The sequence below is a fragment of the Pedobacter sp. BAL39 genome (assembly GCF_000170795.1).
Classification (GTDB): domain Bacteria; phylum Bacteroidota; class Bacteroidia; order Sphingobacteriales; family Sphingobacteriaceae; genus Pedobacter.
Genome location: NZ_ABCM01000010.1, coordinates 146060 through 165164, shown reverse-complemented (window position 1 = coordinate 165164; position 19105 = coordinate 146060). Strand labels below are relative to the sequence as shown.

The 19105-nt window shown below is 45.6% G+C and carries 20 protein-coding genes; 14 read left to right on the top strand and 6 right to left on the bottom strand.

What is annotated here, in order from left to right; all coding sequences use genetic code 11:
• Nucleotides 1-11: 11 nt before the first annotated feature.
• A complete protein-coding gene (locus PBAL39_RS14350) occupies nt 12-782 on the bottom strand; it encodes a DeoR/GlpR family DNA-binding transcription regulator (RefSeq protein ID WP_008242679.1) in 771 nt (256 codons plus the stop codon).
• A 291-nt stretch (nt 783-1073) separates the two neighbouring features.
• Between PBAL39_RS14350 and PBAL39_RS14345 the strand changes: the two genes are divergently transcribed.
• The 7 genes from PBAL39_RS14345 (at nt 1074) to PBAL39_RS14315 (ending at nt 8385) form a co-directional block, all read left to right on the top strand.
• Nucleotides 1074-2666, top strand: a complete 1593-nt coding sequence (locus PBAL39_RS14345) for a glycerol-3-phosphate dehydrogenase/oxidase (protein WP_039866668.1) — start codon at nt 1074-1076, stop codon at nt 2664-2666.
• Between the two features lie 57 nt (nt 2667-2723).
• Nucleotides 2724-4238: a glycerol kinase GlpK gene (gene glpK, locus PBAL39_RS14340; protein ID WP_008242675.1), complete on the top strand. Its 1515-nt coding sequence runs from the start codon at nt 2724-2726 to the stop codon at nt 4236-4238.
• A gap of 23 nt (nt 4239-4261) precedes the next feature.
• A complete protein-coding gene (locus tag PBAL39_RS14335; protein WP_008242673.1) occupies nt 4262-4993 on the top strand; it encodes an MIP/aquaporin family protein in 732 nt (243 codons plus the stop codon).
• Nucleotides 4994-5078: 85 nt separating this feature from the next.
• Nucleotides 5079-5858 carry a hypothetical protein gene (locus PBAL39_RS14330; RefSeq protein ID WP_008242672.1) on the top strand — a complete coding sequence of 260 codons (780 nt, stop codon included), beginning with the start codon at nt 5079-5081 and terminating at the stop codon, nt 5856-5858.
• Nucleotides 5859-5970: 112 nt separating this feature from the next.
• Entirely contained in the window at nt 5971-6501 is a 531-nt protein-coding gene (locus tag PBAL39_RS14325; RefSeq protein ID WP_157274033.1) for a hypothetical protein, read from the top strand.
• A gap of 86 nt (nt 6502-6587) precedes the next feature.
• Nucleotides 6588-7571, top strand: a complete 984-nt coding sequence (locus PBAL39_RS14320; protein ID WP_008242666.1) for a YhcG family protein — start codon at nt 6588-6590, stop codon at nt 7569-7571.
• 127 nt (nt 7572-7698) lie between these two features.
• Entirely contained in the window at nt 7699-8385 is a 687-nt protein-coding gene (locus tag PBAL39_RS14315) for a DUF6882 domain-containing protein (protein ID WP_008242664.1), read from the top strand.
• On the opposite strand, the gene PBAL39_RS14310 is transcribed toward PBAL39_RS14315, so the two are convergent.
• From PBAL39_RS14310 to PBAL39_RS14300, 3 genes are all read right to left on the bottom strand, one after another.
• Nucleotides 8386-9540: a lycopene cyclase family protein gene (locus tag PBAL39_RS14310; RefSeq protein WP_008242661.1), complete on the bottom strand. Its 1155-nt coding sequence runs from the start codon at nt 9538-9540 to the stop codon at nt 8386-8388.
• 49 nt (nt 9541-9589) lie between these two features.
• Nucleotides 9590-9844 carry a putative signal transducing protein gene (locus PBAL39_RS14305; protein ID WP_008242659.1) on the bottom strand — a complete coding sequence of 85 codons (255 nt, stop codon included), beginning with the start codon at nt 9842-9844 and terminating at the stop codon, nt 9590-9592.
• Between the two features lie 159 nt (nt 9845-10003).
• Nucleotides 10004-11320, bottom strand: a complete 1317-nt coding sequence (locus tag PBAL39_RS14300) for a gluconate:H+ symporter (protein ID WP_008242657.1) — start codon at nt 11318-11320, stop codon at nt 10004-10006.
• A 183-nt stretch (nt 11321-11503) separates the two neighbouring features.
• Between PBAL39_RS14300 and PBAL39_RS14295 the strand changes: the two genes are divergently transcribed.
• The 6 genes from PBAL39_RS14295 (at nt 11504) to PBAL39_RS14270 (ending at nt 17328) form a co-directional block, all read left to right on the top strand.
• Nucleotides 11504-11977, top strand: a complete 474-nt coding sequence (locus PBAL39_RS14295; RefSeq protein ID WP_008242655.1) for a RidA family protein — start codon at nt 11504-11506, stop codon at nt 11975-11977.
• The gene (locus PBAL39_RS14290; RefSeq protein ID WP_008242654.1) at nt 11977-12996 is read left to right on the top strand and encodes a sugar kinase; all 1020 of its coding nucleotides are present in this window, start codon (nt 11977-11979) and stop codon (nt 12994-12996) included. Before PBAL39_RS14295 ends, PBAL39_RS14290 begins: the two co-directional genes overlap by 1 nt.
• Nucleotides 12997-13000: 4 nt before the next feature.
• Nucleotides 13001-13654: a bifunctional 4-hydroxy-2-oxoglutarate aldolase/2-dehydro-3-deoxy-phosphogluconate aldolase gene (locus PBAL39_RS14285; protein WP_008242653.1), complete on the top strand. Its 654-nt coding sequence runs from the start codon at nt 13001-13003 to the stop codon at nt 13652-13654.
• 2 nt (nt 13655-13656) lie between these two features.
• The gene (locus tag PBAL39_RS14280; protein WP_008242652.1) at nt 13657-14772 is read left to right on the top strand and encodes a D-TA family PLP-dependent enzyme; all 1116 of its coding nucleotides are present in this window, start codon (nt 13657-13659) and stop codon (nt 14770-14772) included.
• 35 nt (nt 14773-14807) lie between these two features.
• Nucleotides 14808-15878: a dipeptidase gene (locus PBAL39_RS14275; protein ID WP_039866664.1), complete on the top strand. Its 1071-nt coding sequence runs from the start codon at nt 14808-14810 to the stop codon at nt 15876-15878.
• Between the two features lie 133 nt (nt 15879-16011).
• Nucleotides 16012-17328: a DUF3887 domain-containing protein gene (locus PBAL39_RS14270; RefSeq protein WP_008242650.1), complete on the top strand. Its 1317-nt coding sequence runs from the start codon at nt 16012-16014 to the stop codon at nt 17326-17328.
• Nucleotides 17329-17382: 54 nt separating this feature from the next.
• Here PBAL39_RS14270 and PBAL39_RS14265 read toward each other — a convergent pair whose 3' ends face one another.
• Nucleotides 17383-17976 carry a hypothetical protein gene (locus tag PBAL39_RS14265; RefSeq protein WP_008242649.1) on the bottom strand — a complete coding sequence of 198 codons (594 nt, stop codon included), beginning with the start codon at nt 17974-17976 and terminating at the stop codon, nt 17383-17385.
• 11 nt (nt 17977-17987) lie between these two features.
• Nucleotides 17988-18629, bottom strand: coding sequence for a hypothetical protein (locus PBAL39_RS14260; protein ID WP_157274032.1), 642 nt, complete (start codon nt 18627-18629; stop codon nt 17988-17990).
• A 164-nt stretch (nt 18630-18793) separates the two neighbouring features.
• Between PBAL39_RS14260 and PBAL39_RS14255 the strand changes: the two genes are divergently transcribed.
• Nucleotides 18794-19099, top strand: coding sequence for a helix-turn-helix transcriptional regulator (locus PBAL39_RS14255; protein WP_008242644.1), 306 nt, complete (start codon nt 18794-18796; stop codon nt 19097-19099).
• The last annotated feature ends 6 nt before the right edge of the window (nt 19100-19105 follow it).

Genomic DNA, 19105 nt, shown 5'->3' with positions numbered 1-19105 from the left:
GGTATTGCGAATTACTTCCCGGCAATCATGACGTTGACGCCTTTCTCCTCCAGTGATTTTTTGGTTTCTTCTGAAATGCGGCTATCTGTGATGATGTATTGAATCTGGTCCAGTCCGCATATTTTTCCTAATCCACGTTTACCAAATTTGGAGCTGTCGGCCAATACGATAGTTACCTGAGCGGCATCAATCATTTTTTGATTGAGTCTTGCTTCCATTAAGCTGGTCGTGGTCAGTCCGGTTTCCAGGTCGATGCCGTCGACGCCTAAAAAAAGCAGGCTACAGGAAACATCAGTAAGAATCTGTTCCGCATAAGGCCCCATGACCGATGATGAATTCTGTCTGAGTTGTCCTCCGAGCTGCAATACCTCTACATTTGGGTGTTGCGACAATTCAAGGGCAACATTAAGTGCAGAAGTGATGACGGTTAGATGTCCATCTGCGTTGATGGCTCTGGCAAGGGCGAGTACACTGGTGCCGGAGGCGATAATGATAGAGTCATTTCTGCTGATCATCGCTGCGGCGGTTCTGGCAATTGTCTTTTTTTCTTCAGCATTCAGCTGCTCTTTTTCCGCTACGGGTTTATCGTTCGTGTAAGGGTTTGTTTTTGAGGCACCTCCATGCGTCCTATAGAGCAACTTTTTATCTTCCAGTAATTTCAGGTCTTTTCGTATGGTCACGTCTGAAACCATCATCTGTGTGCTGAGTTCCTGTACATTTACATGTCCGCTTTCTTCAACTTTTCTTAAAATGATCTGATGTCTTTCCGTGATGCTTTTCATACTTGGCTATATACTGGTTCATCAAAATTAATAATTGTGTGCGTATTACCTAATGGCCGGCATTCTTTTGCCTTCCATTGCCCGGGTTAAAGGTAAGCAATATTCATTATTGGGCTTTCGAAGTGTTTCGTTTTTTTATTTTTAGTATTCTTAATGCCCTCGTTTACGTGATGCAGATCACTTTATTTTATGATTGTTCCGCTTTTGTTATGTTTTGTTTCGTTTTTATTTGTTTTGAATCATTTTGTTTTTTAATTTAGATCTATCAAACGAAAGTAAATCTATATTAAAATGATTAGTAACGAAAGAAATAGGATAGTAGAAGGGCTTTCAGACGCACAGCAAATGTGGGATCTGATTGTAGTGGGTGGTGGTGCTACCGGACTAGGTACTGCATTAGATGCAGCATCCCGTGGATACAAAACTTTGTTATTAGAGCAGGCAGATTTCGCGAAAGGAACTTCCAGCCGCAGTACTAAACTGGTGCATGGCGGTGTCCGCTATCTTGCCCAGGGAGATATAGGTCTGGTGCGTGAGGCTTTGTATGAAAGGGGCTTGTTATTGAAAAATGCGCCGCACCTTGTGAAAAATGAGTCGTTCATTATTCCTAACTATGAGTGGTGGGGTGGTGCATTTTATACCATTGGCCTGACCATGTATGATTTACTTGCCGGAAGTCTTGGTTTTGGTCGCGCGAAACACATCTCGAAAAAAGAGGTGATCCGCAGGCTGCCAACCATCCAGCAAAAAGGACTTTATGGCGGCGTAGTTTATCACGACGGTCAGTTTGACGATTCGAGGCTCGCAATAAATCTTGCACAGACCAGTCTGGAACAGGGTGCTACGGTGCTGAATTATTTTAAAGTAGGAGGTTTGCTTAAAAATGAGCAGGGTAAGATTTCGGGGGTAATCGCTGCCGATATCGAAACCGGAATTACCTATGAGTTGAAAAGTAAAAGTGTGGTTAATGCAACCGGCGTTTTTGTAGATGACTTGTTGCAGATGGATAAACCCGGCAATAAACCGCTGGTCAGACCTAGTCAGGGAGTACACCTGGTACTGGATATGTCATTTATGCCGGCAGATGACGCCCTGATGATCCCAAAAACAGACGATGGTCGTGTACTTTTTGCTGTACCATGGCATGATAAGCTGGTTGTAGGTACGACTGACACACCTTTGAATGAACATAGCCTGGAGCCGGTGGCACTGGAAGAGGAAATCAAGTTTATCCTTCGTACAGCGGGCAGGTACCTGGCAAAAGCACCTACGCGGAAAGACGTCCTTAGCGTGTTCGCAGGCTTGAGACCGCTTGCTGCGCCGCAAAATGGTTCTTCAAAAACGAAGGAAATCTCACGTAGCCACAAACTTTTCGTATCGGACTCCGGGCTGATTACCATCACTGGCGGTAAATGGACTACCTATCGCAGAATGGGACAGGATACTGTCGACAAAGCGATTGTGGTAGGGCAGCTGCCGGTTAAGGACGTGAGGACCAAAGATCTTCCGATTCACGGAAGCATACAGAATGTAGACCGCACAGATCATCTTTATGTGTACGGGTCAGATCGCAAAGCCTTGCTGGCCTTAAGAAATGAAAACAGCAGCTGGGCGGAGCAGCTTGATGTCCGCGCTGATTTCATCAAAGCGGAGGTCATCTGGGCGGTACGTTATGAAATGGCCAGGACGGTGGAAGATGTTTTGGCCCGTCGGGTAAGGGTGCTTTTCCTTGATGCCCGGATGGCAATCGACATGGCACCGAAAGTTGCTGCACTGATGGCTGCGGAGCTGAAAAAAGACCAGGCATGGGAGCAGGCACAGGTTGCTGAATTTACAAAACTTGCGGGTTCATACCTGCTGGAGGAATATATCCCCTCACGCTAATCACCAACGAAAAACAATAATACATCAATATAGTAAACCAAGTATAATCTCAACATTATGGAACAGTTCATTTTGGCCCTGGATCAGGGAACAACCAGCTCCCGGGCTATTGTTTTCGATCACAAAGGGCAGGTAAGATCCGTCGCTCAAAAAGAATTCAAACAAATATTTCCCCAGTCGGGATGGGTGGAGCATGACCCGAACGAAATCTGGTCTACACAAGCCAGTGTCGCGGCAGAAGCAACGGTAAAAATGGGTATCAACGGGAAAGACATCAAGGCAATCGGCATCACAAACCAACGTGAGACGACCATTGTATGGGATAGAGTTACCGGGGAGCCTGTGTACAATGCGATTGTATGGCAGGACCGGCGTACGGCCGCCTTCTGCGACAAGCTTAAACATGATGGGCATACAGACCTCATCAGGTCTAAGACAGGGCTGGTAATCGACTCTTATTTCTCCGGAACAAAGATCAACTGGATCCTCGATAACGTAGAAGGTGCCCGGGAAAGGGCAGAAGCTGGTGAGCTGGCTTTCGGAACGGTGGATAGCTGGCTGGTATGGAAATTTACACGTGGCCACGTGCATGTCACAGACGTGACCAATGCGAGCCGTACCATGTTATTCAACATAAAAACCCAGGAGTGGGATGATGAGCTGCTGGCATTGCTGAACATTCCTAAAAGCATGCTTCCTGAAGTGAAACAATCCAGTGAGGTTTACGGCGAAACAACAACGACGATTTTTGCCTCGAAAATTCCGATTGCAGGTATTGCTGGCGACCAGTCTGCGGCATTGTTCGGACAGATGTGTATAGAGAAAGCAATGGTGAAAAATACCTATGGTACGGGTTGTTTTATGCTGATGAACATTGGGGATCAGTTTATTGAGTCGAAGAATAACCTGCTCACTACAGTTGCATGGAAGATCAATGGAAAGATAGAGTATGCTTTTGAAGGCAGCATCTTCATCGCCGGTGCGGTAGTACAATGGCTCCGTGATGGCCTGGGGATCATCAAGTCGTCTGCGGATGTGGAGCAGCTGGCCTTAAGTGTGGAAGATACGCAAGGTGTTTATTTTGTTCCTGCATTTGCCGGACTCGGAGCTCCCTATTGGAAACCTGATGTCAGGGGAACAATTATCGGCCTGAGCCGCGGCAGTACCTCAGGACATATTGCCCGTGCAGCGCTGGAATCTATTGGTTACCAGACCATGGATGTCCTGAAAGCAATGGAAGCTGATTCAGGGATGGAAATTAAGGAGTTACGGGTAGATGGTGGTGCAACAGCCAATGACCTGTTGATGCAGTTTCAGGCAGATTTGCTAAACTGTAAAGTGATCAGGCCGAATGTGGTAGAGACTACTGCGCTGGGTGCTGCTTATCTCGCTGGTCTTGCCGTAGGCTTCTGGAATAATGTAGATGAAATTCATGAATTGTGGATGTCTGAGAAGGAATTTGTGCCTTCTGGTGATCCGGTAAAAATTGAGCAGTCCGTGAAAGGCTGGAAAAAAGCCATCCGTGCTGCGCAATCTATCGAAGAGGAAGTTCCTCAATCAGATCTTGTTTAGTTGTTAACTTAAATTCTTTAGTCATGTCACCTTTCATCGCCGAATTAATCGGCACTATGCTCATGATCCTTCTTGGCGATGGCGTCGTAGCCAACGTCCTTTTAAACGATACCAAAGGAAATAACAGTGGCTGGATGGTCATCACCACTGCCTGGGGGCTCGCCGTATTCGTCGGTGTCACCGTTGCTGGTCCTTACAGCGGCGCTCACCTGAACCCTGCAGTCACTGTAGCGCTAGCCATTGCGGGCAAGTTTGCCTGGGCAAGCGTATTGCCTTACATCGGCGCGCAACTTATTGGTGCCGGTATGGGGGCCTTCCTGGTCTACGTTATGTATAAAGATCATTTTGGAAGAACCAATAACCCGGGTGCAATCCTGAGTGTTTTTTGTACCGGTCCTGCTGTGCGTAATTACACTTCCAATATCTCCAGTGAAATCATCGGCGCATTTGTGCTGTTGCTGACCATTCTTTACACCACTGGTGCGGAGATCATCCCTACAAAATCGCCAATTGGTCTCGGCGCGGTAGGTGCCTTGCCAGTAGCCTTTCTGGTATGGGTAATTGGCCTTTCTCTTGGCGGCACAACAGGTTATGCCATCAATCCGGCAAGAGACCTGGCACCGAGAATTGTCCATGCACTGCTGCCGATCAAAGGCAAGGGAACTAGCGATTGGGCTTATGCCTGGATACCTATCCTCGGGCCAATTGTTGGCGCTGCCATCGCAGCCTTTCTCTTTCTGAACCTACAGGCTTAAATAATTCCCCGTCATCTGTGTTGGTTCACAGTGATGGGGATTAATCTTAACATTCAATTTGATTATTGACTTAAAATAACTCGTCATGAAACTCATTATAAAAGGCGGCCTGCTGGCCGTACTTGGGCTATGCCTTTGCCTGAAATCTTTTGCGCAGGATACGTTACGCCTGAAGACAGATACTACTGCCGCAGAAAAAAAATACAAACCTTTTGACGCAACGCTGCAGCTGAGGAACCTTTATTTATGGCGTGGCTTTAAAGTATCCAACAGCCCCATCAGTAACGTTGACTTACATTATACTACCCGCGACGGAAGTTTGTCGGTAGGTGTGTGGGGCGGTGCAGGTTTTACAGGCGACTACAAAGAGTTCGATTATTACATCAGTTATCAGAAAAACGGGTTTAACTTCTCTGTATGGGACATCAATAACTTTACCGACTTCCCTGATGCAGATGTGTTTAACTATAATCCACGCAGTACCTCCCATTTTATTGACGTCACCGCTGGTTATAATTTCGGCGAAAAGCTGCCATTGACTATCAGCTGGAGCACTATTGTTGCTGGTCGTGATTTTCATACAAAGAGCAATGGCGATGTCGCAAATAGTTACTCGAATTACGTGGTGTTGGATTATAGGCTCTGGAAAGAGGGGGATGCCAATCTGCATATCTTTGCCGGTGGTGGTTTTGCTTTCGGCAGGCAGGAGCATTTCTATGGTTCAAAACCGAATATCGTCAATGCCGGTTTCACATTTAATAAAGACCTGAAAATGTTCAATTACAAAATGCCTGTTGCTGCTACTGCAATGTTTAATCCTGAACAAAAATATGCAGCATTGCAACTGGTGGTAAGTGTCTTCTGATCGCTGAATTTTTGAGCTGTTTTAAACGAAATGTATTGCCTGGAAAAAAGGAATGCATTTCGTTCTTGAATTTCATGAGATTTCTATATTTGATGTGGAAATGATAACGCTTATGAGAATCAGACTATTTACTTTTTTACTCCTCATCTGTATGGTATCAGCATACGGACAGAGTTCAAAAAAACTATCGCTTTATATCTTGAGCGACTACAATAAGACTTTAAGAGATCGTACGAAAAGCAATAATGCCTGGGCGATAGGTTTGGGTGTTCAGTCCGCTCTGGATATCGGGACCCGTTTCCGTCCAACAGTTGAGTTTGGCTCTTATCTATACCTTGAAGATGATAAGGTGTTAAGACTGGACGAAGATGGAGGACATGCTGAAGCCATAAGTGGTCATACGAACTTATTTGGAGGGCTTACCTATCAGCCCGTATCTCAGGTTTTTGTTTCTTTTCTGGCGGGGCCGGCTTTTATAAATGACCAGATCTTGATGGGCGTTAAGCCTGGCATGGGTTTGTTTCTTTCAAGAAATCAGCGATGGATGGCTAAGGTAGCTTATGTTCATGTGTTTGATAGGGATAAGTCAACAAAAATGGACTTTTCTTCATTGAATTTTGCAATAGGGTTGAAGCTATTTTAAAGCTGGATGATCAATTCCGTTTATTATTTCTAAAATATTACCATTAAATAATTAAATAGCTGTAGGATCGGTGTAAATGTAATTTTATGAACGATCTAAGAGAACAGACTGCACTATTTAACCGTATTGCTGATATCGTAGTTGATGCCAGGAAACGTGCCTACCAAAGTAACAATGCTATTTTGCTCCAGATGTATTGGGAGATTGGTAAGTTGATTGTAGATGATGAACAACAAGGTAGTCTTAAAGCAGCTTACGGTAAGGCGGTACTGAAAACGCTTGCCGTCAAATTGACCCTTCAATTTGGAAAGGGCTTTGATGAGCGTAACCTGAATAACATCAGGGCATTTTACATTGCATTTCCAATTTGGAACGCATTGCGTACCGAATTGAGCTGGACCCATTATCGCATCATCAGTCGTCTTGAAACCGATTCATTGAGGCTGCATTATGTCAAGTATGCTATTGAAGGCGCATGGGACACACGTACACTGCAACGCAACATCCGGACACAATACGTTGGAAGGGTTCTAAACCCAGGAAAGCCACTGCATCCTGAGGAATTGATTAAAGATCCGTTTATTTTCGAATTCCTTGGTTTGCCTGTGGATACGAGTACTTCAGAAAATAAATTGGAAACGGCGCTGATCACTCATCTTCAGCAATTTCTGATGGAAATGGGTAAGGGTTTTGCTTTTGTGGCCAGACAGCAAAGAATGGCAACTGAAACGGCCGACTTCTATATTGACCTTGTTTTCTACAATTATTATCTCAAATGTTTTGTGCTGATAGATCTGAAAATAGGTGAGCTGACTCCTGGTGCTGTCGGGCAAATGGATATGTATGTCCGTATGTACAATGACTTAAAGAAAGGTGCGGATGATCAACCCACAATTGGGATTATTCTTTGTACTGAAAAGAATGAGACTGTGGTGAAATACTCAGTTCTAGCAGAAAATGAACATCTTTTCGCTAGTAAATACCGCCTGTATCTGCCAGATGAGGCTGAGCTCAGACGACTGATAGATCAGGACAGACTGAAATTTGAGCTGGATCATGATCCAGGTTAATCCGAACGATGGATTATATATTTTATAAGGCAGTAGAATAACGGAATATAAGAAGAAAAACAATCGGAATTTCCCTTTAAAAAAATAAAAGCGATCTTAGCCATTTACATACACAGCTACAATTTATATGGAAAATAACGCAGCGCAACGTGCGGCCCTGATGCCTGGTAAGACGGAACAGGAATTGATAGAACAGTTTGGGGGCATCGCTTTTGAAAAACAATCAGCTTTGGCAAGTGTGATCGGTGAGCAGAACTGGAAAGTGGACATTAACAATGGACAGATCATTTTTGGAGAGGATATTGTCCTGCCTGTTCAGATCATAGGATCGTTTTCTCATTCTGCGGAAACATGGCTCTGGTCATGGGCGAATACACAAGCCAGCATTCCTCCCGCCTTGCTGGAACATGCAGAGTTGATGAAAAAATATGGGGCAGAGCATGGGATCAAGCTGTTTACTGAGGGTGGCTTTGATGCAGATAAGGAAGAACTTCATCTCTTTGGAATGATCGCGTCGGGGATGTTTGATGCCAGTGGTTACTATCTTGCAGACTATGGGGCGGGCACAATGCTACTTACTGTTAAGTCTCCCCTTATAGATGATTTGGAACACAATGATCATCTTCGGATTTTAACCTTTTTTCCTCAACTGATTTCCAATTACGGAATGGATCATAGAAATGCACTGAGGAGCTACCTTATTCTTAAGGGGTATACTGTGACTGAGGACGGGGATCATTTGAAGGGTATTCAAGAGGGGCAAACCATTACTGCTTTGTTCGACGGCCTTCGTCTCAGCTCATTAAAAGGATAGTTATCTCCTGGCCAGCGATTTCAGAAAAGCTTTGAGGAAAGGAAAGGTCCTCAGGCTTTTCATGATGCGAAAGTCATTCAGGATATTCGATTCTGCATCGAGAAACGCAAATACATATTTAGCCTTCGTTCCCTGGAAAAGGTCTGTGAACAGTTGATGCCCCTCGTAACTTTTGCTGTCGAGCACATTCAGTAGCGTTGAATCGTATAAACTTTCTTTAATCCCTATTGGTTCGTCTGCAAAAAAGGGGTGGCCTTTGGTTTTGTAGGTTCGTAATATCTGATCGATCACTTTCTGGACATTCATAAAGGTATAACCTGTAGATGCGCGGGTATCACCGCCGATGCTGCCAATGTTCATCACATTTCCATTCTTCCTTACAAACTGGTGATTGGTCATGGGGATCACGCCAAATTCTTCTTCCAGTATTTCATAAGCATCGATGTTCAATACTTCGTGAAGGTACCTGCTTATCTTTTCATCATACTGATGGGGTTGGAGCAGTGTCTTGGAAAATATGGTATACTCTACAAAAAGTTCGTTTTCTGCAAGCGGTAAGGTGTAGAAGAAAGTCGTGCCGTGCTCCTGGGAGGTGCGATAGTCCATCAGGTAAGCCTCATTGACAGGAATAATAGGTTTATCGATTTTTATTTTCAGCCCTTTAAAATGTTGCAGGAAATATTGGTCGCCAGCTCTTAATTCCGGAGTTGTGTATATGGAATTAAACAGGTACCGTGATGTCAACCGGACTTTATCTGTTTCCATGATGCATTGCGCTCCATCACTGCTGACCGATCTGATGACGGCCTGAAGAAAGGTAATGTTAGGGAACTGCTTTAAATAGGTCAGGCATTCATGGTAGAAATCGATGCTGCGGATGCTATGGTAAGTGTATGGCCCGGCATCCAGTTTTATTTTTTCTCCTGGATTGCTGTAAAACGAAATGTCGGTCCAGCTGGAATGGATAATATGGTCAAAAGCTGTCGCTTTTTTCTTCCAGAAGGAGATGGTCTTGTCGTTTTGTTGTTTGAGGTTGTTGTCGACTACCACAATACGTTTCCCAACCCAGAGGTCTGCTTTCATTGCCCTGTAAAGCAGGCTCAGGCCGGCAATCCCGGATCCGGAAATAATGATGTCGTATGTGTTGGTAGCCATGGAGTAGATAACAATCTAAACCACCAAAGCTAAACAAAAATAAAAGATCTTATGAGGCTTCAGGGGCCGCGTTGTTGAATTCTTCAATTAGACTTCTGGCCTGTTCATAATTTTCCTGCGACACCACAAGGGCTACCTGGTTGACAAGCTGTGTGCCTAATATTGCGGGGTCAATGCTGCTCATGTGTTCATCAGTCATAGCTGCATAGATGTTGTGATCCTGAAGTAATTCCCTGATCAATGATCCTTTCCAGAAATCCCCGTCAAAAACCTGTATCTGCATATTGGTGGTCTTCGTTGTCATAGTTTATAATTTGGTGTCAACAAGATAGTTAAAATTCCGGAATTTAACAGCCTGGTTAACTTTATAATCATGATGATGCACATTACTTTTACAGGGCTACAGCGCATAATACACGTTCAAATTATTGCTGTTGGACAGTAGGGAATAGCTTCAGCGCAACTAGATAACCATATTCAGTAACAATACGCCCAGTAATCCAACAACTGCTACCAGGGTTTCCATCATCGACCAGGAGAGGATGGTTTCTTTTACGCTGATGTTGAAGTACTCTTTGAACATCCAGAAGCCTGGGTCATTGACATGAGAAAACATCAGACTGCCCGCTCCAATTGATAAGACCATCAGGTTAGGGTTGGTGTGGGCTTGCATCATTACTGGCGCAATGATGCCAGCTGCTGTTAATCCTGCCACCGTTGCCGAGCCAACACAAACGCGGATGATGGCGGCAATCAGCCATCCCAAAAATAAGGGTTCATAATTCAGCCCCTGCAGTGCGCTGGCAATGTCGCCGCTCACGCCACTGTCTGAAAGCACTTGTTTCAATGCCCCGGAGCCTGCAATGATCAACAGGATCATGGCTACATCTTTTACTGCTGAGCCGTAGATGTTCATGATAGAAACCATACTTTTACCCATTTTAATGCCCAGGGTGTATGTAGTTACCAGCAAGGTGATGAGCATGACAATCGTGGGCTCGGCAATGAACGCAGAGACTGCCGCAGCACCGGCGGATGTAGCCGGGAATACATATGGGTAGATTGCAGTGATACTGAGTAGGATTACAGGCAATAATGCCGACAAAAGGCTGTTCAGGGTGCCTGGTAAATTTTCTTCCGGCAAGTCAGCGGATTGAAAGGATTGGAGTGGTACAGATACAATCTGCTTCAGCGTTTTGGTATACAATGGTCCGGCAATCATGATGGCCGGTATGGCTAGGGAAATTCCATAAATCATGGTCAGGCCCATATTGGCGTTGAACTGTAGTACCAATGCTGCCGGCGATGGATGGGGGGGAAGGAAGCCATGGGTCACCGATAGTGCAGACAGCATGGGCAGACCAATATAGATGGCAGGTAGCTTATACTTATAAACGACAGAAAAAATCAGAGGAATCATCAGCACAAAACCAACGTTGTAAAACAGGGGGATGCCGACGATAAATCCGGTGAGCACCATTCCCCATTGGATGTTCTTCTGGCCGAATAACTTCATCATCACCATGGCAATTTTTTGCGCGGCACCGCTCTCGGCGACCAGCTTCCCAAGCATGGCGCCAAAGACAATGATAGACACCAATGATCCCAGGATATCACCCATTCCCTTTTGAACGGACTTGGTGATTTCACCTAAAGGGATGCCCAGACATACTCCAGCGGCGATGGCAGTAATCAAAAACGCAACAAAGGGATTCACTTTGCCCCAGGTAATCAGTAAAACAAGGAGAATGATGGATGATAATACAATGAGGATGGTCATATCGTCGGTGGTTTTTGGTTGGTTAGGTGCGGTGTGGTTCCGTTACAATCAAATATATCATTGTTTGTTTATAAATTGCATATTTTTTGCAATTTATTTATGCAAAAAATATGCAGATAATCGTAAACAATGATATATTTGGAAAACAATGTCTAATTTAGTTAAAGTCAAAAATATAATTGCATGAAGGAGTTATCACCACAGGAAATATTTGATCAGTTGGGGTTGACATTACCGCCGGCACCGGAGCCATTAGGGATATATAAACCATTTCTTGTAGATGGTAAATATTTATATTTATCGGGACATGGTCCTGTGCGGCCGGATAAGTCGCTCATTATCGGGCGCATTGGCGATGATATGGATATGGAGCAAGGTAAGCTTGCTGCAAAACAGGTGGGACTAACAATGCTGTCTACCATTGTGACCAACTTCGGAAGCCTGAATGCTGTAAAGCGGGTGATTAAAGTATTGGGGATGGTAAACTGTAACGAGCGGTTTTTACGACATCCTTACATCATCAATGGCTGCAGTGAGCTGTTTGAAGCGGTCTGGGGCCATGAAAATGGCATCGGCGTACGCAGTGCTGTCGGTATGGGCTCCCTTCCCGATAACATACCTGTAGAGGTTGAAGCTGTTTTTGAATTACACATATAATGGATACATTCCTGATCATTTGTTTTGGCGAGCTGATGCTGCGCATGAATCCACCTTCAGGGCTGCGGTTTATACAGTCTAAAAGTCTGGAGATTAATATTGCAGGCGCAGAGGCGAACGTAAGTGTGTTATTGTCGCAGTTGGGCGTGCCTGCACGTTACCTGAGCCGTATTCCTGAAAATGACCTTGCGCTGCTTGCCCTGCAGGAACTGCGAAAATACGGAGTTGATGCGTCTGAGATCATCAAAGGTGGTGAAAGAATGGCGCTTTACTTTATCGAACATGGAAACCATGTCCGGTCCAGCCAAGTGATTTACGACCGTGCTCATTCTTCTTTTGCAAGTCTTAAAAAAGGAATGATCTCCTGGGAAAAGGCATTGAAGGGAGGAAGTGTTTTTCATTGGAGCGGAGTGGCTGCCGCACTCTCACAAAGCGCGGCGGAAGCATGTCTGGAGGCCATTGAAGCAGCGCGTTTACAGGGACTTAAAATATGCTCGGACTTCAACTACAGGAAAACGCTGTGGAAGTACGGAAAACAGCCTGCGGAAATTATGCCTCCACTGCTGGCATACAGCGATATCGCTGTCGCCGATCTTGATGCTGTGAAAGTATATTTCGGCATTGAAACTGATGAGGGGCTTTCTTTCGAAGCGCGTTTCCAGGATTGTTATCAGCAATTGCTGCTAAAAATGCCGGGCCTCAAAACATTGGGCATGAGCTTTAGGAAAGTAAAAGGACTGACACATGAATACTCTGCAGCGCTGGCCCACGAAGGGGACTTTTTCTACTCTGCCGTCCATGAGGTGCCTTACATCACTGACCAGGTGGGCAGCGGTGATGCTTTTACGGGTGGAATGCTGGCGGCAATGGCAAAAGGGCTGCACCCTCAGGAAATTGTCGACTGGGCAGCAGCCTGCGGCATATTGAAACAAAGTATTCATGGAGACTGGGCATTGATCAGGGAAGAGGAAGTCATCCATTTTATCAATAACGGTGCAAATAGTAAAATAAACAGATAATCATATGAAAAACGTCTTTGAGACATTAGCTACTCAGCGTATACTACCTTTAATCACTAAAATAGATATTCCTACTGCCGAAATTATTGTTGAGGCTGCTCATCTGGCGGGGATAAAAACGCTGGAATATGCGGCGCGGTCTGCTGATGCTCCTGAGGTATTGGAGGCTATTCTCAAACAAGTCAAAGCAAAAGGTTATGACCTGCTGATTGGTGTAGGCTCGGTACTGAATGCTGCACATGCAAAGCTGTATCATGAACTGGGTGCTGATTATATTGTCTCTCCTCATATCGAAGAAGAAGTGGGGAAATATTGTAAAGAGCATGATGTATTCTGGATCCCAGGGGCATCAACGTTAAATGAAGCTGTGTATGCCACCAAACTGGGTGCTGGAATCGTGAAGTTATTTCCTGCGGATTACCTTGGCGGCCCAGGATTCATTAAGGCCATTTCTTCTCCCTTTCCGACTTTGAAGCTGATGCCAAGTGGTGGGGTTACTACAGAGGCAGAAAACTTGAAGAGCTGGTTTGATGCAGGTGTGGTTTGTGTGGGCATCGGCTCAAATCTTTTTTCTGCGGAGCTGTTGAAGACGGCCACTGTAGCTAGCGTGAAGGCACGTTTTGACGATCTGCTCAACATCCTGGAACAGCTGAAATAACTATGGAGCAGAACTGGCAGTTGATCGCAAATGTATCTTCCTTTGATACTCCATTTTTGGCGGTCTTTCCTGAACGCATCAGGGAGAACATCGGACTTGCGCTGGAAATGGTACAGTATGATTTGTCCCGGTTCCGGCCGCACATCAAAACCCATAAAATGGCTGAAGTCCTGCGGCTGTTTCTGGATCGTGGTATTGCTAAGATCAAATGCGCCACCATCGCGGAGGCCGAGCTTGCGGCAGCTACGGGAATTACCGATGTACTGCTGGCCTATCAGCCTGTTGGAGCCAAGGTGGGCCGCCTGCTGGCGCTGATCGAGAAATTTCCTGAAACCCATTTCTCCTGCCTGGTGGATCATCTTGCGTCCGCAGAACATATTGGCGAACAGGCGATACAGTGCGGGAAAACCCTGACCGTGTATATCGACCTGAACACGGGTATGAACCGTACTGGTTATCCTTACCGTGCTGACCTGCCTGATTTCTACCGTGCTATTGCTGCAATTCCAGGACTGGTGCCTGTTGGGCTGCACATTTACGATGGACACCTGCAGAATACGGATGCGCTGGAGCGGGTCAAACCGGCAAAGGAGGCACTGGATTTTATCCTGAAAGATGTTGCTTTAATTGAAAGACAAGGATGGCCAAGTCCCATAATTGTTGCCGGGGGATCGAATACTTTTTCATTTTATGCCGCCGAAACGACAGTAGAATGCAGTCCGGGGACGTTTGTTTTCTGGGACATCAATTATGCTGTCTCCCTGCCTGAACTACCTTTCAAATTTGCCGCTGTGCTGGCAATGACGGTGATTTCTAAACCTACAGCGGATACGATCTGCCTGGATCTGGGTTACAAGTCCGTCTCCTCGGAGCAGCCTCTGGAGAAAAGGATGATCTGCTACTGGAACAATGATTTGTCGGCTGTAGGACATTCTGAAGAACACCTGGTGATGAAATGTAAAGGACCGGTACGCTACGAAGTGGGGGACCTGATCTATGGCATTCCATTCCATGTATGTCCTTCTGTTGCACTTTACGATCAGGTATACGTCGTCAACGACCGGCACATTACCGGCACCTGGCAGGTTGCTGCCCGTGGAAAGAAGGTTACCGTCTGACCCGAAATTGTTATTCACAACTTAATCGCCGATATATGTTTATACTAGATGCTCATCTTGACCTAAGCATGAATGCCATGGAATGGAACAGGGACCTTAGACTGCCCGTAAAAGAACTTAGGGATAGGGAAAAAGGACTGACTGATAAGCCCGACCGGGAACGTGGGACGGTTTCTTTTCCTGAATTAAGGAAGGGGAATGTCGGCATCGTGGTGGCTACACAAATTGCACGCTTCGTAAAACCTGATAGCGTCATCCCGGGCTGGCACTCTCCAGAACAGGCATGGTCGCAGACGCAGGGGCAACTCAGCTGGTATCAAGCTATGGAGGCCGCGGGAGAAATGGTGCAGATTAAGGATGCTGAAGGTTTGAGACAACACTTTGCGTTATGGGATGATGGGCAGCCCAATGAAAGTAAACCTATCGGTTACATTTTAAGTCTGGAGGGCGCAGATTCTATTGTTGACATTTCCTACCTGGAGCGGGCTTATGCTTATGGTCTCAGGGCCATTGGTCCTGCGCATTACGGGCCGGGAAGGTACGCCAATGGAACGGATGCTACCGGCAAGATGGGGCAAGAGGGACTGGACCTCCTGCGGGAGATGGAGCGGCTAAACATCATTCTGGACGCCACGCATCTGTGCGACGATGCGTTCTGGCAGGCACTTGACCATTTCTCAGGGAAGGTGTGGGCGAGTCATAACAATTGCCGCAGCCTGGTCAACCATAACCGCCAGTATAGCGACGAGCAGATCCTTGCCCTTGTTAGTCGTGGAGCCGTAATTGGTGCTGCACTGGATGCATGGATGCTGGTCCCGGATTGGGTCAGGGGAGTCTCTACGCCTCAGAACATGAACTGTGGACTGGACAAGGTGGTGGCGAACATCGACCACATCTGCCAGCTGGCAGGAAACGCGAGACATATCGGTATTGGCTCCGACCTTGATGGTGCTTTCGGAACGGAACAGTCGCCGGCTGATCTGGATACCATCTCTGATCTGCAGAAACTGGTACTCATGCTCCGCCAGAAAGGATATGCTGAGGAAGACCTGGAGTGTATCTTTCACAAGAACTGGATGAACTTTTTATACAAAGCATGGAGCTGAGCCACAGCGGAAATGTCCTTGCTGAGGAAAAGTAACTAAAATTTTAGGCAGGATTGTAAATGATTGTGTACGACAAAATCAAATTATGTTAACTTTGATTTTCGACGTTAAAAAACACCTAACATTTCATTTAATGAAAAAAGCATTACTGTTATTTTTTGCCATGCTATTGACCACAGCAGGCTTTGCCCAGGGCGTTATCGCACTGTTTAGTCGCTCTGAGGAATTCTTTAGCCTCATGAACGAGCAGAAATTCAAAGAAGCCCAGGCTTATTTTGATACCGTAGCTCAAAAACAGACCACACCAGAAAAACTGGGTGAGATTTGGGGTAGTCTAACTAGCAACCTTGGTAAGTTTACTTCGCTGGACCTTGTTCAAAGTTCTGTACAGGGCGATTATTACTATGTTGCAGCGGATGGCAATTTTGAAAAAGCAACACAGGGTTTTACCCTGATCTTCAATAAAGGCCAGAAACTGGTGGGCTTGCGTCCCCGTGAACGTGCCGTAGAAAGCGAGTATCAGATTCCCAGCTATGCAGATACCACTTTATTCAAACAGATAGAAGTCCATGTAAAGACGCCAGGGCACGATCTGGTGGGACTGTTAACCATTCCCAAAAATGGCTCGAACTTCCCGCTGGTTGTATTTGTACACGGCTCGGGACCTTCTGATATGGATGAAACAGTTGGGCCTAACAAACCTTTTAAAGACATTGCGGGTGGTCTGGCATCAAAAGGTATCGCTTCCATTCGTTATGTAAAGCGGACGGTACTTTATGCCAATGAGTTTACTACCTCCTTTACGGTAAAGGAAGAAGTGATGGATGATGCGCTGGCAGCGATCGCACTGGCCCGTACCACTCCTAATATCGACAAGGGACAGATTTATGTCTTCGGACATAGCATTGGAGGAATGCTGGCCCCAAGGCTGGCTCTGCTGGCCCCGGATCTTAATGGGATCATCCTGGCTGCGGCGCCGGCGAGAAAACTTGCCGATATCATTGCTGATCAGAATAAATATGGCGCCTCCCTTGCAAAAGATACTACAGGCCTTGTGGCGAAACAGCTGACAGAAGCCTTGAAAAAGGTTGATGCAGCGAGGATCACCTCCTTAGGGACGATGAAAGCAGATTCTGTAGTATTGGGACTGCCAGCGGCCTATTGGGTTGATCTAAACAATTATAACCAGGTAGAAGATGCCAAGAAACTGGGCAAGCAACGTATTCTCGTCATCCAGGGTGGATTGGATTTCCAGGTGTCTGAGCAGGACTTTAACATTTGGAATACGGCATTGAGCACAAAGAAAAATGCCAGTATGAAATTGTATCCTGACCTGAACCACCTGTTGAGTCCGCAGAATGAAAAAGGTACGATGAGCCAATATCAGGTGCCGATAAACGTATCTGCTGTACTGGTCAATGACCTTGTCACATGGATCAATAGCAATTAGTCAGATCCAATCAAATTGAAAGCGCCCCGGAAAGCTACATTTCGGGGCGCTTTTTTATTGCCGATAAGTTTCCCTATCGATGACGATGGAGAAGAAAAAATCCGCCGCTATATTTTGCTCTTCCAGTTTTAACCTTTTTCCTCTTGGATCGTCTGCAAGGGAGATGTCTTTCATGAAATTTTCCAGCACCTCCTTTGGATGGTAGTTGTGCAATTCACAAAGCACGCAGAAGTCGGGACTAAGTCTGAGTGCCTGCGTTTCATCAATCATGATGTGATCAGCAAAAGTCGCGTGAGGATGTACGGACTCATGTATTTTGCTGATGATCTCCCTGCTTTGCGTCCGCTTCTCGTTTTCTGAAGGTTGAGAGGCGGCGACAAGCGTGATCAGTGCTGCGAGGTATTTGATGCTTTGTGCCCGCTGTTGCATGAATGGAGTGCTTGGCCCTCGCTGGTCTTTCAGCGCGTGACTGAGCAGGGCGTTTGTGGCTAGTGAATAACAGCCGTTGAATTCGTTGCTCAACGACTGGTAAAAAGAGATGTGATTAATGAACAGTTGCAGCATGCTGGCAGGCTTGACTTTGTAAATGCCACAGGCTTCTTCAAAATTCTCAGCAATCTCCAGTGTATTGTTTTTGTCGGCTTTCATGAGTCGTTTAATTATTCAAATACCTTCTCATACATACAGCCATATTCTTTAGAACGTATCTTTTTCAATTTGGGAAATTCCTTTAATGAGGTGAAGCTTGCTATTGCAGCTTGTATATGTTTCGGGTCAAGGTTATTATTGCCCGATATGGTTCTGCAGCGCTGGTATATTTCCAGTGCAGTTTTTGCCGAGTAAAACAAACGCCCTTCAAATAGAACCTTCATTACAGCCTGTGCCTCCTGGAAATATTCCGCCTCCGAGGTGGGATAACGCACATAACCCGGGTTCTCCTCCAGCAGGTGAAAAACGAGTGTCTGACTCTGGTCCTCGGCGATGCGGAAAAGCTGCAGGTCAATTCTGACCTTACTGAGGGTCTTTACCAATAAGTAGTCTGCTTCTTTGTTGTGCTCCTCATAACTGTAAGAGAAGCCTCTCCAGGATCTCTCCTCCAGGGCGGTGGCAAAATTGTGGATGTCTTCAAAGGAGAACCCGATTTGTTTTAATTCTTCTTTCTGCCTGATGTAATCCGTGGAATAACCCATCAAAAAGGACATCTCCGCAGTGGAATATCCCCTTGAAATACGTTTAACCATGAATCCATAAAGGATGCCTACCTGTAATGAAGTCATTCGTCCTTTAAAAGTTGTGACCATTGAATGTTTAGTTTTGTCTGTCATTCCTGAGTTGATGTTAATTTATGTATAGAATTTCTATACGAACGTATGGATATTCTATTTAATTAACCAAGTATTATATAGATTATCTTAATCAAATGTATATTTATCGATATAAATATTTTGAAAATAGATATTATCGTATGACATTTCTCGGAGAATTTTTAGCCCGACGCTCTGTAAACAGGGCTTCGGTATCACGTAGAACGGGTTTTAGTACTTCCAGGCTCAATGAGTTGAGTCTTACTGATACCACAAAATTAAGGGCGGAGGAAGTTTATTTGATTGCCATGGCAATTGATGTTGATCCCGGCGAATTGCTGAAAGTAGTGTGTGGTCATTTGCAGCTCAGGCCCGATGTGATTGAACCTAAGAAGGAAGGTGCAAAGCGGGGAAGAAAGCCAAAAAAGCGGGCCGCTGATCAGGCGCCGGAAGAAGATGCGGGATAAATTAAA

What these genes read in the sequence shown, in the direction of transcription:
- PBAL39_RS14350 (WP_008242679.1), bottom strand. Translation starts at nt 782, where the DNA reads ATGAAAAGCATCACGGAAAGACATCAGATCATTTTAAGAAAAGTTGAA.
- PBAL39_RS14345 (WP_039866668.1), top strand. Translation starts at nt 1,074, where the DNA reads ATGATTAGTAACGAAAGAAATAGGATAGTAGAAGGGCTTTCAGACGCA.
- glpK (WP_008242675.1), top strand. Translation starts at nt 2,724, where the DNA reads ATGGAACAGTTCATTTTGGCCCTGGATCAGGGAACAACCAGCTCCCGG.
- PBAL39_RS14335 (WP_008242673.1), top strand. Translation starts at nt 4,262, where the DNA reads ATGTCACCTTTCATCGCCGAATTAATCGGCACTATGCTCATGATCCTT.
- PBAL39_RS14330 (WP_008242672.1), top strand. Translation starts at nt 5,079, where the DNA reads ATGAAACTCATTATAAAAGGCGGCCTGCTGGCCGTACTTGGGCTATGC.
- PBAL39_RS14325 (WP_157274033.1), top strand. Translation starts at nt 5,971, where the DNA reads ATGAGAATCAGACTATTTACTTTTTTACTCCTCATCTGTATGGTATCA.
- PBAL39_RS14320 (WP_008242666.1), top strand. Translation starts at nt 6,588, where the DNA reads ATGAACGATCTAAGAGAACAGACTGCACTATTTAACCGTATTGCTGAT.
- PBAL39_RS14315 (WP_008242664.1), top strand. Translation starts at nt 7,699, where the DNA reads ATGGAAAATAACGCAGCGCAACGTGCGGCCCTGATGCCTGGTAAGACG.
- PBAL39_RS14310 (WP_008242661.1), bottom strand. Translation starts at nt 9,540, where the DNA reads ATGGCTACCAACACATACGACATCATTATTTCCGGATCCGGGATTGCC.
- PBAL39_RS14305 (WP_008242659.1), bottom strand. Translation starts at nt 9,844, where the DNA reads ATGACAACGAAGACCACCAATATGCAGATACAGGTTTTTGACGGGGAT.
- PBAL39_RS14300 (WP_008242657.1), bottom strand. Translation starts at nt 11,320, where the DNA reads ATGACCATCCTCATTGTATTATCATCCATCATTCTCCTTGTTTTACTG.
- PBAL39_RS14295 (WP_008242655.1), top strand. Translation starts at nt 11,504, where the DNA reads ATGAAGGAGTTATCACCACAGGAAATATTTGATCAGTTGGGGTTGACA.
- PBAL39_RS14290 (WP_008242654.1), top strand. Translation starts at nt 11,977, where the DNA reads ATGGATACATTCCTGATCATTTGTTTTGGCGAGCTGATGCTGCGCATG.
- PBAL39_RS14285 (WP_008242653.1), top strand. Translation starts at nt 13,001, where the DNA reads ATGAAAAACGTCTTTGAGACATTAGCTACTCAGCGTATACTACCTTTA.
- PBAL39_RS14280 (WP_008242652.1), top strand. Translation starts at nt 13,657, where the DNA reads ATGGAGCAGAACTGGCAGTTGATCGCAAATGTATCTTCCTTTGATACT.
- PBAL39_RS14275 (WP_039866664.1), top strand. Translation starts at nt 14,808, where the DNA reads ATGTTTATACTAGATGCTCATCTTGACCTAAGCATGAATGCCATGGAA.
- PBAL39_RS14270 (WP_008242650.1), top strand. Translation starts at nt 16,012, where the DNA reads ATGAAAAAAGCATTACTGTTATTTTTTGCCATGCTATTGACCACAGCA.
- PBAL39_RS14265 (WP_008242649.1), bottom strand. Translation starts at nt 17,976, where the DNA reads ATGAAAGCCGACAAAAACAATACACTGGAGATTGCTGAGAATTTTGAA.
- PBAL39_RS14260 (WP_157274032.1), bottom strand. Translation starts at nt 18,629, where the DNA reads ATGGTCACAACTTTTAAAGGACGAATGACTTCATTACAGGTAGGCATC.
- PBAL39_RS14255 (WP_008242644.1), top strand. Translation starts at nt 18,794, where the DNA reads ATGACATTTCTCGGAGAATTTTTAGCCCGACGCTCTGTAAACAGGGCT.